Below are 11,795 nucleotides of genomic sequence, written 5' to 3'. Positions count from 1 at the left end.
GTCATCGTTGCACCAGCTCCCCGATCTTCGCCAGGAAGGCGGTCTGATCGAATTCGTTTTTGACGATGTAGCCGTTGGCGCCGGCCTCGGCGCCGCGGCGCCGGTGCGCCGCCGTGTCGAGCGAGGTCACCAGCATGGCCGGGATCTCGCACAGCCGCGGATCGGCGCGGATCTCGGTGATGAAGCCGAAGCCGTCCATGCCCGGCATCTCGACGTCGACCAGGAACAGCGCGTAGCGGTTTTGCCGCGCCAGCTCCAGCCCCTCCTCGGCCGACGCCGCCAGCGCCACCTGGTAGCCGGCCGATTCCAGGATGCTGCTCTCGAGCATGCGGGTGGTCAGCGAATCGTCGACGATCAGGATCGGCAGGCACGGCGTGGCCACTTCGCGGCCGCTGCTGCGGCGCCGGGTCAGCGCCCGGCCCAGCTCCTCGGGATCGAGCACCAGGCGCGGCTCGCCTTCGATGTCCAGGTACAGGCCCAGCACCATGGGATCGGCCGCCACCAGCGGCGGCAAGGCCCGCAGCACCACGCTGTCGACGCCGCCGAGCCGGCTGGTGGCCAGGGCCAGCAGCTCGCCCTGGCTGCGGATCACCACCGCCGTCATCGCGCGCGGCGACCACAGGTGCCGCCCTTGCTGCCCCTGGCGCGCGGCCGCGCCCAGCGCCAGCGGCAGCAAGGGCAGCAGCTGGCCTTCGTAGACGATGGCGCCGCCGTCCACGGTGTGCACCACCTGATCCACCGGCACCCGCAGCGCGCCGTGCACGGCGTCCAGCGGCAAGGCCATGCTCTGGCCGTCGGCCTCGACCAGCAACACATCCAGCGCCGCCAAGGTCAGCGGCACGCACAGCTCGAAGGCGGCGCCGTCCGCGCCGCTGGCGGCCTGCGCCTTGCCGCCCAGCTTGCCCATCGCGGCCCGCACCACGTCCATGCCGATGCCGCGTCCGGACAGCTCGGTCACCACGCGGCTGGTGCTGACGCCGCCCTGCATCAGCCGCGCCAGCAGGCCGGCGTTGTCGTCCGGCGCGTCCAGGCCGCGCTCGGCCAGTGTACGGCGCAGCGCCGCCAGGTCGATGCCGCGGCCGTCGTCGCCGCAGCGGAACCACACCATGTAGCCGCGCCGCGCCACCTCCAGCAGGATGCGGCCGGCCGCCGGCTTGCCCGCCGCCAGCCGCTCGGCCGGGGCCTCGATGCCGTGCGCCACGGCGTTGCGCACCAGTTGCAGCAAGGCCCCCAGCACCACGTCCAATACTTCGCCGTCGACCCGCAGCTGGCCGCCGACGGCCTCGAACACGACTTGGCGGCCGCTGCTGTGGGCGGCGTCGCGCGCGCAGCGTTCCAGCGTGGTGAAGATGCCCGCCACCGGCACCAGCCGCAGGCGCTCGGCGGCGTCGCGGGTCTGGCGCAGTTCGCGGTCGATGCGTTCGGCGCCGGCGGCCATGCGGCGCTCCAGCGTGTCGAGCTGCGCCACCAGCACGCGGCCGCCCTGCGCCGCCTCGCCCGCCAGCGCCAGTTCGCGCAAGGCGTCCAGCGTGCCGATGGCGCGCCGCATTGCCGCCAGCTCGGTGCCGATCTCGCCCAGTCCCTCCAGCAGCACGTCGACTTCCAGCACGTCGGCGCGGCCGAGCCGCTGCGGCGCTTCGGCCTCGGTCGCCTGCGCGCCAGCGGCGGCTGGCACCGGGCCGGGCGCGGCGGGGGCGGCCTCCGGTTGCGGCAGCTGCGCCAGCAGCCCGTTGACCCGGTCGCAGGCGGCCAGCAACTGGTCGACGGTGCTGCGCGGCAGCGGTGCGTCGTCGCTGCGCAGCGGCGTCAGCAATTCTTCGACGCCGTGGATCAGGTCGGCGATCCCGGCCTGCCGCACCACCCGCGCCGCGCCCTTCAGCGTGTGCGCCCAGCGCAGCAACAGGGCCACCTGTTCGGCGTCGCGCGCGCCCTGCTCCAGCGCCAGCACGCCCTTGCCGATCTGCTCGATCAGCTCGCGCGCCTCGATGCGGAAATAGCGGTAGGGATCTTTAGCCATGCGGGCCTCCCTGTCGCGCCCGCGCCGTGCGCGCTTCGACCTCGGCCGCCAGCGCGGCGACGGCCAGCACCGGCACCACGCCGCCGGCCGTGCGGACCGCCTCGCATCGCCGCCCGTCGGCCGCGGCGATCAATTGTTCGGCGCCGGCACAGATGTGGGATTCAAACGCTTCGAAGGCGAACGCCAGCGGCGCGCTGGCCTGCACCAGCACCATCCAGCGCGGCGCGCCGGCGGCGGCCTTGCCCAGCAAGGCGGTCAGCTGGTAGACCGGCACGATCTGGCCGCGGAAGTTGGTCACGCCCAGCAGTTCCGGCATGGGGCTGGGCACCTCCAGGATGCGGCGGTCCGCGTGCAGGCCGCGGATGTCGGCCAGGCGAATCGCATAGGGCTCGGCGCCTATCCGTATCGTCAGCAGGTTGACGCTGCCGGCGGCCGGCAGGCTGGGGGCCAGCGCGAACGAGCGGTCGAACTGCTCGCGCAGCGCGCGGGCGCCGCCGGCCGGCAGGCTGTCCGGGTTCATGGCGCCGCTCCCAGCGCCGCCAGTTCGGCCCGGCACAAGCCGACCAGCGCGCTGCGCGGGAAGCCGCCGCCGAACAGCAGCAGCCGCGACGCTTCCTCATGCTGCAGCAGGATCAGCGCCTGGGCCAGGTCGCGCCGGGCCGACTCGGCGTCGCCCATGCGCCGTTCCAGCACGCCGATGTGCAGGCGCGCCAGCGCGAAGCCCGGATCGAGATAGGCCGCGCTGCGGTAGTGGGCCAGCGCCGCCGCGTGGTCGCCGCCCTCCTCGTGGCACAGCGCCAGCACGTACTGGGCGCCGGCGTTGAGCTCGTCGCGCGCCAGCAATTGATGGCAGACGTTCTGCGCCGCCGCCAGCGCGCCGCTCTGGCTGAGCGAGATGGCCTTCAGCAGCAGCACGTCCGGGTCGTCGGCGTGCTGTTGCGGCAGCTTGTCGATCAGCGCCAGGCTTTGCTCGAATTGCTCGTTGTGCAGGCAGGTCAGCGCATGGTGCAGATCGGCCTGCGCCGGCGCCGACGGCATGGCGCCGGCGCGCGGCGCGGCCACCGCCAGCGTGTCGATGCGCTGCGCGGCGCGGGCGATGACGTCGACCCAGGCCGGATCGTCGAACAGCACCGGCGGGGTTTGCACGCCGTTCCACGGCGGCTGGTTGAACTCGGCCGGCAGCGGCGCCTGGCCGGCGTACAGCTTGCGCTGGTAGTAGAAGGTGGCGTGGGTATGGCACAGATGGAAATCGTGCGACAGGCCGCGCAGGGTTTCCGCGTGGCCCATGAACAGGTAGCCGCCGGGCGCCATCGCGCCGGCGATGCGCGCCACCGCCGCCTGCGCCTGGGCCGGGCTGAAATACATCAGCACGTTGCGGCAGAACACGATGTCGTAGCTGCCGGGCGCCCACAGCTCGTCGTCGTCCTGGGCCAGGTTGCGCTGGTCGAAGCGCACCGAGCGCCGCACGCTGTCGTTGAGCACATACAGCTCGGCTTCGCGGGTGAACCAGCGCGCCCGCATGGCCGGGCTGACTTCGCGCAGCGACCAGGCCGAGTAGCGGGCCCGCGCGGCCTTGGCCAGCATGGCGGGATTGGCGTCCACGGCGCGGATCTCGACGCTGCCGGCGCCCAGCGGACCGGCCTCGCGCGCCGTGATGGCCAGCGTGTACGGCTCCTCGCCGGAGGCGCAGCCGGCCGACAGCACCCGCACCGGCAAGCCTTCGCGCGCCTGCGCGCATGCCGGCAGCGCGACCTCGGCATAGGCGCGGATCTGTTCGATATTCCGGTAAAAATAGGTTTCGGTGACGGTCAGGTCGACCGCCAGCCGGTGCAGCGCCTCGCACGGCGCGGGCGCCGCCGCCAGCGCGGCGATAAAAGCGCCGCTGTCGCCGCCCGCATGCAGGGCCAGCACCCGCGCCAGGTTGCCCAGCTTGGTTTCATCGAATTGCAGGCCCAGCCGCTCGGCGATCAGGTCGCGGAACCGCGCCACCTGGGAGGAAGTAGGCTCGAGGTTCATGCGGTCGCTTCCCCGGCGGCCAGCGCTTCCCACATGGACTCGGGCAGCATGCGGCCGGCGCGCAGCACCAGCAGCAATTCGGCGTCGAGGGTGGCGATGGCTTGCACCAGGCCGTCGTCGCTACCATCCAGCAAGGGGGCGATCTCGGCCAGCGCGGCGGCGGCCAGCTGGCGCACGCCGATCACGCCGTCCACCGCCAGCGCCAGTTGGCGCGGGCCGACGGTCAAGGTGACAAAACGCGACACCAGTGTCGAGCGGGTGGGGCCGACCAGGCGGGCGCAATCGATGACGGGAACGGCAACGCCGCGTATCAGGGCCAGGCCGAGCAGGAAGTCGGCCATGGCGGGCACCGGATCGACCGGCAACGCGCGCATGATTTCACGCACATGCCGCAACGGCAGCGCACACAGGCGTTGCCCGCTGCGACACAACAGTACCGAATGCAATGGCTCACTATCGAATGTCATGGAGATCCATTTCATTGACTGGGAACGCCTGGAAGCCGGCTTGCGCTTACATGAAGGGTACACAAGATTCTAACAGAGAATCTATCCAAAAATCACTTGATGCAAATGCGACAGTTCCACTGCATCCGGGCCGGCGCCCGTATCGCCTTCAGCCCCCGGCCGCCTCGTCGTTGGCATCGCCGTACAGCTGCCGGCCACCGTGTGCCGACGCCTCCAGCGCCGCGCCCGCGCGCAGGCGCATGTCGCGTTCGTAGCCGGCGACGGCCTGCTCCAGCGTGGCCGCCCCCGTCGGTGCCGTGGGCAGCGCCTTGGACAGCTGCATGGCCAGCGCGGCCGCATCGCGCAGCGCGCTGTTGCATCCCAAGCCGCTGGCCGGACTCATCACATGCAGCGCGTCGCCCAGCGCCGTCACCCTGCCCGCCACCGTTTCCAGCGGCGCGCGCGCCTGTCGCACCGGCAGCATGGCCAGCATGCCGGCCGGCGTTGCGGCAAATACCCCGCCCAGCCCGGGCGCCCAGTGTTCGCTGACGGTGGCGATGCAGCGCCGCACGGCGGCTTCATCGGCAGGCAACTGTGCGCCGAGGCCGAAGCGTTCGCGCCGGCCTATCATGGCCCAGTACAGATAGTCGTCGACCGGGCTCAGCGTAGTCGCGCCGGAGAAGCGCATGGCATCCAGCACCAGCGCCAGATCATCGCCGAACACCACCGACGTGCCTTGGCGCAGCGGCGGCGCGATCGCCTCGGCATCCAGCGCCGCCTTGCCGTAGATGCAGACGGCGCCGGTGTCGTGTCCCTGGGCCGATGGGAAGCACTGCGCCGCCACGCGCGAATGGCTGCCGTCGGCGCCGACCAGCAGATCGGTCCAGCAGTGCGTGCCATCGGCAAATTCAAAAGACACGCGGCCGTCGTGGTGGCGGTCGAACTCGCGCAACTCCCTGCCGAAGTGCACACGATCGGCAATGCCGCACATCAGCACTTCGCGCAGTGACTGGCGATGGGCTTTGAGGTCCGGTTCGGCGTGCGCGCCGGCATCCCAAGCCTCGTTCCAGCGCGCTGCACTGTTCAGCTGAACGTCCAGCGCATGGACCTGGCCGAGCTCATCCGCGCAGCTGGCCTGGAACAAGGCGTACAACTGCGGCGACAGGCACTCGCGCAGCGCCGCTTGGCCGTCGGCATTGATGCGGAGGCGATAGCCCTGGGAGCGGCTGTCCAGCGCCGCGTCGCGCTCAAACACGTCGAATGGAATGCCTCGCCGCTTCAGCCCTTGGGCGAGGCACAGTCCGCCAAGGCCGGCGCCGATGATGGCGACATGAAATCGATTTTTCTGCATGAGATGTCTGTCCTGGTTGGTTGCGAAGAACGTCCAGTATTGGACAATACGGCTATGCAGTGATAACGTGGTTTGGTCGATAAATAATGAAATTGAGCCATGCCAAAAAATCACAGCGAGCGTCAGGATGGACCCGATCTGATCGTGCTGTGGGGCGACCCCGGCCAGGGCAATGAGTTTCAACTGGGTACGCGGGAATATGACTGGCACCGCCATCATCGCGGCCAGGTGTTTTGCGTGGAGAGCGGTCTGGTGCATGTACGGACCGCCTCCGGTTCCTGGTTGCTGCCGCCGCAACGCGCGGGCTGGCTGCCGCCGGGCGAACTGCACAAGGTCAGCATCACCGGCGCGGGCAGCGGCTGGACCGTGCTGCTGACGCCGGCCGCCAGCGCGCAACTGCCGCCCCACCCCACCGTCATCGGCGTGACCGAGATCATGCGCGCGCTGGTGCGGCAGGCCGCCACATGGACCGGACAGGAGGCGCTGTCAGCGCCGCAGCAACGCGTGTTGTCGGTGCTGCTGGATGAACTGCAGCAGCAACCGCAAGCCGCCTTGCACCTGCCCATGCCGCAGGACCGCCGCCTGCTGCGCATCACCGCCGCGCTGGCCGCCGCGCCGGACGACGGTCGCAGCCTCGCCGAATGGGCCGACTGGGCCGGCCTGTCGTCGCGCAGCATGAGCCGGCTGTTCCGCAGCGAAACCGGTTGCAGCTTCGGCCAGTGGCGGCAGCAATTCCTGCTGTCGATCGCGCTGGAACGCCTGGCGCAGGGCGAATCGGTCAACGCCGTCTCCGACGCGCTGGGCTACGCCACGACCAGCAACTTCATCGTCATGTTCAAGCGCCATTTCGGCGCATCCCCTGGGCGGTATTTTCGAAGTTGAGACGTGTCGAACACTCAACGCCGCGCGGCTGCCGCAGGCTGCTGCCCCATTCTTGCCGCCGCCGTGACCCGCGCGCTGCGCTTGCGCCACCATACCAGCACGCCGGTCACGGACAGCGTCGCCACCACCACGCCCATCAGCGAGATCAGCACCCGCCCCGGTATGCCCAGGATGCGGCCCGAATGCAGCGGGAACTGGGCCTGGATGAAGATGTCGGCCGCCGTGCCCTTCCACGGCTGGCGCTCGCCCAGCAGCGCGCCGCTGCGGCCGTCGTAGTACAGCTGCCGGTGGCCGACGCCGCCGGCACCATGCTCGTCCTGTGGTTGGAAGAAGGCCACCGAGTAGATCCCGTACTCCGGTGAATACGATAGATTCCCCACCGGCTCAAGCCAGCCGCGCCGCGCCGCTTCCGGTTCGGCTTTCGCCTGCACATCGGCATAGGCCAGGACCGGCTTCAGCGGCTTGGTCGGGCCGGTCGGCGTGCGCACATCGAACGGCGACGGCGTCACGTCCGACACCAGCGACATCACCGGGAAGAACACTTCGCGGTACAGGTTCAGCGAGAACGCCGTGAAGGCGATGGTGAACAGCAGCAGCCAGGTCCACAGGCTGAACGCGCGATGCAGGTCGAAATTGAACTTGGTGCTGCCGGCGCCGAAACGAATCAGCCACGCCGGCCGCCAGCGCTGCCACCAGCTCCTGGACTGCGGCCCGACCGCCACCACCGCGCGCCGCCGCACCGGCAGCGTGAGATAGAAGCCGACAAAGCTGTCCACGGTCCAGATCATCGCGATGCCGCCCATCAGCCACAGGCCCCATTGGTCGATGCCCCACATCTGCGGAATGTGCAGCGTGTAGTGCAGTTGGTAGAGGAAGGACACGAACGTCTCGCGCGTGATCGGCCAGGCCGCGCCCCACTTGCGCGCGCCCAGTTCCGCGCCGGTGACGGGATCGACAAACACCTGGTTGTACGGCGCCGGATACAGCGCGCCGGTGGCTGGGTTGACGCGCGGCTCCACGTAGAAGGCCAGCGAGTGGCCGGGTTCCGCCGCCATCGGCACCGACAGCACCTGCATCTGCGGATGGCGCGCCTCCACTGCCCGCGCCAGTTGCAGCGCCGGCAGCGCCGGACCCACGCCGGTGGCATTGGTCAGGTGCGGGTTAAGCAATTCATCCAGCTCGTGATCCCAGGAGATCACCGCGCCGGTCACTCCGCTGATGAAAAGGAAGCCGGCAATCAGCAGACCGGCCCAGCGATGCAGCAATGTAGCGATTCGACGCATTAGTTTGTAGCCTGTAGAGTTTTAATTGAAGATGCGCCTTCCTGGCCGGCGATGCGGCGCAGCGCGCCCATTTCGCCGAGCAGCATCGTTGCCCCCAGCGCGGCGCTGAGGGTGGCGGCGATCGCCATGCTGGCGATCAGTCCATCCAACCCCCACAGCGGCGGCAGCAGGAACAGCAGCGGTATCAACAGGTAGCCGTGCGGCGCCAACACCAGCCAGGCGGCCTTGCGGCTGCGCTCCGCCGCCTGCAGCGCCACCACCGCCACCATGTGAAAGCCGAACAGGCAAAAGCTCAGGTGGAATACGCGGCAGGTCGTCACCGCCAGCTGCTGCACGGCGGGATCGGTGCTGAACCAGGTGACGATCCATGGCGCGAACACAATCACCAGCGCCGAATAGACGATGGCGAAGCCGCTGCAGATGGCCAGCATCAGCCGCGTCGCCTGCAGGAAGCGCGCGTGTTGGCCACCACCCCAGCTAAAGCCCAGCAAGGCTTGCGCGCCAAGGCAGAAGCCCACCAGCGGCAGGCTGCCGCCGGTCAGGATGCGCAGGCCGATCGCCACCGCCGCCACCGCCGTATCGCCGTAGGTGGCGGCGTTGCGGTAGATCAGCGCGAACGCCACCGCAGCCAACCCGGTCGACATGGCGGCCGGCACGCCTACCTGCACCACTTGCCACAAGCCCCGCCAGTCGATCCGCACATGGCGCAGCGCGACGTGGATCTTGCCGACCCGCTTGCAGAAGTAGACGGCATACGCCAGCAGCGCCGCCAATGCGGAGATCAAAGTGGCCCAGGCCGCGCCGGCCACGCCCATCTCGTAGTGGAAGATCAGGATAGGATCGAGGATCACGTTCAGCGCGAAGGAGCCGATCAAGGTCCACATGCTGAAGCGCGTATTACCTTCCGAGATGGCGATGAAGTCGCACAGCATCTGCAACAGGATCAGCGGCGCGCTGTAGCAGAAGATGGTGGCGTAGACGGTCGATGCCGGCATGGCTTCTGCCGTGGTGCCCATCGCGGCCAGCAGCATGGGCAGCAGCGGTATCAGCACCGCCGCCATCACGCAGCCGGCCACACCCAGCAGCACCATGACGGTGCTGGCGGTGCGATTGGCCTGCTGCCCGTCGCCGGCGCCCAGCATGCGCGCCACGCAACTGGCCACGCCCACGCCGGCGCCCTCGCCGATCGCGCCGAACACGATCAGCAGAGGGAAGCAGATGCTGATCGCAGCGATTGCGTGCACACCCAGCTGGCTGACGAAGAAGGCATTCGCCAGCTGGTGCATCGCGTTGGCCGACAAGCCGATCACCGCCGGCAGCGCCAAGGTGAACAACAGGCGCTTCAGGTGCGGCGAATTCATGTCCGGCAAAGCGGCGCTGGCGAAACTCATTCCACTTCCTCCATTACGACGTTGTCGGTACGGGCCGGCCGTTGCGGCTTGGGCGACAGCTTGTCCACCAGCGACAACGCGATCTCGTGCGAACGTATCGCCAGCACCGACAGCAGCGTGTCGGCCAGGCCGTGTGTGGTCTCGGACGAACCCTGCACGAAGATAGGCGCCTGCACGTGCGCGGGCGTAGCCAGCTGATAGTGGCGACCGATGGTGAAGCCGTCCAACTCGTGTTCGAGTTCGGCCAGCAGCGCACGGCTGGTGTCGCGCAGATAGCCGGTGGCGCTGATCACGCGATGGTAGCGTTGCTGGTGCGGCGTCTCTGCGCCCGCCTGGGCCAGGCTCAGGGTCAGGCCATGCTCGTCGCTTTGCACCTGTTCGATGGCGCAGGAGCTGAGCACCCTCACCCGCTCATTGCCGTCGACGCGCTGGGCGTACAGCATGGCGCTGATGCGCTCTATCAGGTCGCCGTCCACCACCGCGTAGTTCGTGTGGCGGAATTCCGCCAGCAGCGACTGGCGCACTTGCTGCGGCTGGCCGAAGAAGAAGTCGGTGTAGTCCGGATCGAAGATGTGGTTGATCGACGGCCCGTCCTCCGATGGCTTGAGCGTTGAGCCACGCAGGATCAGGTCCACCTTCGCGTTCGGATAGCGCGACACCAGGTCGAGGAAGATTTCGGCCGCGCTCTGGCCGCCGCCGACCACCGCCAGCGCATGCTTGCCGCTAGTGCTGAGCGGATTGCGCTCGATTTCGCCCAGATAGCGCGACGAGTGGATGATGCGCGCATCGTTCTGCTCCGCCAGGCAAGCCGGCATGAACGGCCGGCCGCCGGGCGCGAACACCAGGCTGCGGGTGCGGCGCTGGCGCTCACGGCCCGCAGCGTCGGCGGAGTGCACGTGCAGCGCGACCACGTCGCGGCCCTTGTATTCCGGGACCACGCGGGTGACGCTTTCGCCATAACGGCTATGGGCGTCGAAGTGGCCCGCAGTCCAGCGCAGGTAGTCGTTGAACTCGATCCGGCTCGGGAAGAAGGTCTTCTGGCTGATGAAGGCCTCCAGCCGGCTGTGCTGGCGCAGGTAGTTCACGAAGGAGTAAGGGCTGGTCGGATCGCGCAGCGACACCAGGTCCTTGAGGAAGGATATCTGCATATCGGTGCCGGGCAACAGCATGTCGCCGTGCCACGTGAAGCGCGGCTGGCGCTCGATGAAGCAATGCGACAGTTCGCGGCCGCGCTCCCGCAGGATCTCGTCCAGCGCAATCGCCAGCGCCAGGTTGGACGGGCCGAAGCCGACGCCGACGATGTCGTAGGTATGTGGTTCAGTGTACATGGCCGCTCCTCACGCTTTCGGGCTTGGATGCCACAGTCGGTTGCTGAAGAACTTCTCGCGCATCAGCATCACCAGCGTGGCGCGTTTGTGCGGGAAGTCGAAGTCCTTGACGGCGGCAAAGCCCGAGCGCTCCAGGTTGCGCACCTGGCGCTGGTGGCTGGCCGCAGGTTCGCCGACGATGCGCTGGGTGCGCGGCTCGTCCAGGAACATGTAGTGCATCAGCGACGGCAGCCAGGCGCTGATGAACTGCCCGCCCGAACAGGCGGCCTCCCCGACCAGCACATGCCAGCCGCGGTCGTAGTCGTCGGCGGCGTAGTAAGGTCCGAGGCGGTTCTCCTGCGCCCAATACACTTCCATGTAACCGAACGGCACGCGGTCAAACTCGGCCACCAGCGGCAGCATGTGCGGATCGGCCAGGCGGCCGTTCAGGTAGGCGCGTTGGTAATCCAGGTCGCCTTCCTCCTGGAAGAACTGGGCCACGCGCGGATCGTTCATCCATTTGTGCATGGTGTCCAGGTCCTGCTCGACGCTGGCGACGCGGAAGGCGATGCTTTGCCCCAGCCACGGGATATAGCGTTCGTACACATAGCCTTGCGGCTTGGCGGGACGTTGCGGGTGCCAGCGCTCTCCGGTGCGCACGTGGTTTTGCGGGTAGATGGCCGGCGCTTGCGGCAGCCAAAGCTGCGGCAGTTGCCACAACATCGCCGGCGATACCGTCAGCGACGGCCCGGACTCGCGGGCCACGCCGCTGCGCAGCAGCTCTGCCTTGATCTCGGGCCATTCGCCGGCATGCAGGCGGATGGCCGTCAGCTCGGCGCGGGATGCGCTGAGCGATTCCAGCGCGGCCAGCTGGGCCAATTGCAGCAAGGCCGGTGGCTGCGGCGCGCCGGATTTGCGCGCCAGCCAGCATTCGTTGCCAAGGTCGACGTTCAGTTGCAGCACCGGCTGGCCGTTGCGGTTGACGGCCAGCGTGTCGGCCGCATGCACCACCTCCAGCGCCTGGCCGGACAGGATCGCGCTGCGGAATGGCGCGGATTTTACAGTGTCGTTCATGCTTTATCCTTCGTATAAATCGTATGGA

10 protein-coding genes are annotated in these 11,795 nt (G+C 68.7%); 1 reads left to right on the top strand and 9 read right to left on the bottom strand.

Going from position 1 to position 11,795, the window contains the following annotated elements; genetic code table 11:
- Position 1: 1 nt before the first annotated feature.
- From RUGAMON1_RS19125 to RUGAMON1_RS19105, 5 genes are all read right to left on the bottom strand, one after another.
- Positions 2-2,017, bottom strand: coding sequence for a hybrid sensor histidine kinase/response regulator (locus RUGAMON1_RS19125; RefSeq protein WP_445232004.1), 2,016 nt, complete (start codon positions 2,015-2,017; stop codon positions 2-4).
- Positions 2,010-2,537, bottom strand: a complete 528-nt coding sequence (locus RUGAMON1_RS19120; RefSeq protein WP_445232003.1) for a chemotaxis protein CheW — start codon at positions 2,535-2,537, stop codon at positions 2,010-2,012. Before RUGAMON1_RS19120 ends, RUGAMON1_RS19125 begins: the two co-directional genes overlap by 8 nt.
- Positions 2,534-4,033, bottom strand: a complete 1,500-nt coding sequence (locus RUGAMON1_RS19115) for a CheR family methyltransferase (protein WP_445232002.1) — start codon at positions 4,031-4,033, stop codon at positions 2,534-2,536. Before RUGAMON1_RS19115 ends, RUGAMON1_RS19120 begins: the two co-directional genes overlap by 4 nt.
- Positions 4,030-4,500 carry a chemotaxis protein CheW gene (locus RUGAMON1_RS19110; RefSeq protein ID WP_445232001.1) on the bottom strand — a complete coding sequence of 157 codons (471 nt, stop codon included), beginning with the start codon at positions 4,498-4,500 and terminating at the stop codon, positions 4,030-4,032. The genes RUGAMON1_RS19115 and RUGAMON1_RS19110 overlap by 4 nt, the downstream gene beginning before the upstream one ends.
- 148 nt (positions 4,501-4,648) lie before the next feature.
- Positions 4,649-5,830, bottom strand: a complete 1,182-nt coding sequence (locus RUGAMON1_RS19105) for an FAD-dependent oxidoreductase (protein WP_445232000.1) — start codon at positions 5,828-5,830, stop codon at positions 4,649-4,651.
- Between the two features lie 99 nt (positions 5,831-5,929).
- Between RUGAMON1_RS19105 and RUGAMON1_RS19100 the strand changes: the two genes are divergently transcribed.
- Positions 5,930-6,712: an AraC family transcriptional regulator gene (locus tag RUGAMON1_RS19100; protein ID WP_445231999.1), complete on the top strand. Its 783-nt coding sequence runs from the start codon at positions 5,930-5,932 to the stop codon at positions 6,710-6,712.
- A 14-nt stretch (positions 6,713-6,726) separates the two neighbouring features.
- On the opposite strand, the gene RUGAMON1_RS19095 is transcribed toward RUGAMON1_RS19100, so the two are convergent.
- From RUGAMON1_RS19095 to RUGAMON1_RS19080, 4 genes are read right to left on the bottom strand one after another with little or no spacing between them, the layout of a single operon-like run.
- Positions 6,727-7,995 carry a PepSY-associated TM helix domain-containing protein gene (locus RUGAMON1_RS19095; protein WP_445231998.1) on the bottom strand — a complete coding sequence of 423 codons (1,269 nt, stop codon included), beginning with the start codon at positions 7,993-7,995 and terminating at the stop codon, positions 6,727-6,729.
- A complete protein-coding gene (locus tag RUGAMON1_RS19090; RefSeq protein ID WP_445231997.1) occupies positions 7,995-9,386 on the bottom strand; it encodes an MATE family efflux transporter in 1,392 nt (463 codons plus the stop codon). The genes RUGAMON1_RS19095 and RUGAMON1_RS19090 overlap by 1 nt, the downstream gene beginning before the upstream one ends.
- Complete coding sequence (locus RUGAMON1_RS19085; RefSeq protein ID WP_445231996.1) at positions 9,383-10,714, bottom strand: lysine N(6)-hydroxylase/L-ornithine N(5)-oxygenase family protein; 1,332 nt, start codon at positions 10,712-10,714, stop codon at positions 9,383-9,385. Before RUGAMON1_RS19085 ends, RUGAMON1_RS19090 begins: the two co-directional genes overlap by 4 nt.
- Positions 10,715-10,723: 9 nt before the next feature.
- Positions 10,724-11,767, bottom strand: coding sequence for a GNAT family N-acetyltransferase (locus RUGAMON1_RS19080; RefSeq protein WP_445231995.1), 1,044 nt, complete (start codon positions 11,765-11,767; stop codon positions 10,724-10,726).
- Between the last annotated feature and the right edge of the window lie 28 nt (positions 11,768-11,795).

Source organism: Duganella rhizosphaerae, from assembly GCF_040364205.1.
Classification (GTDB): domain Bacteria; phylum Pseudomonadota; class Gammaproteobacteria; order Burkholderiales; family Burkholderiaceae_D; genus Rugamonas; species Rugamonas rhizosphaerae.
The sequence above is the reverse complement of the archived record's forward strand: the minus strand, read 5'-3'. Positions and strand labels throughout refer to the sequence as shown.

Excerpts from the sequence above, each read along its gene's own strand:
- RUGAMON1_RS19085 (WP_445231996.1), bottom strand. The coding sequence starts at position 10,714 with ATGTACACTGAACCACATACCTACGACATCGTCGGCGTCGGCTTCGGC.
- RUGAMON1_RS19115 (WP_445232002.1), bottom strand. The coding sequence starts at position 4,033 with ATGAACCTCGAGCCTACTTCCTCCCAGGTGGCGCGGTTCCGCGACCTG.
- RUGAMON1_RS19125 (WP_445232004.1), bottom strand. The coding sequence starts at position 2,017 with ATGGCTAAAGATCCCTACCGCTATTTCCGCATCGAGGCGCGCGAGCTG.
- RUGAMON1_RS19110 (WP_445232001.1), bottom strand. The coding sequence starts at position 4,500 with ATGACATTCGATAGTGAGCCATTGCATTCGGTACTGTTGTGTCGCAGC.
- RUGAMON1_RS19100 (WP_445231999.1), top strand. The coding sequence starts at position 5,930 with ATGCCAAAAAATCACAGCGAGCGTCAGGATGGACCCGATCTGATCGTG.
- RUGAMON1_RS19090 (WP_445231997.1), bottom strand. The coding sequence starts at position 9,386 with ATGAGTTTCGCCAGCGCCGCTTTGCCGGACATGAATTCGCCGCACCTG.
- RUGAMON1_RS19105 (WP_445232000.1), bottom strand. The coding sequence starts at position 5,830 with ATGCAGAAAAATCGATTTCATGTCGCCATCATCGGCGCCGGCCTTGGC.
- RUGAMON1_RS19080 (WP_445231995.1), bottom strand. The coding sequence starts at position 11,767 with ATGAACGACACTGTAAAATCCGCGCCATTCCGCAGCGCGATCCTGTCC.
- RUGAMON1_RS19120 (WP_445232003.1), bottom strand. The coding sequence starts at position 2,537 with ATGAACCCGGACAGCCTGCCGGCCGGCGGCGCCCGCGCGCTGCGCGAG.
- RUGAMON1_RS19095 (WP_445231998.1), bottom strand. The coding sequence starts at position 7,995 with ATGCGTCGAATCGCTACATTGCTGCATCGCTGGGCCGGTCTGCTGATT.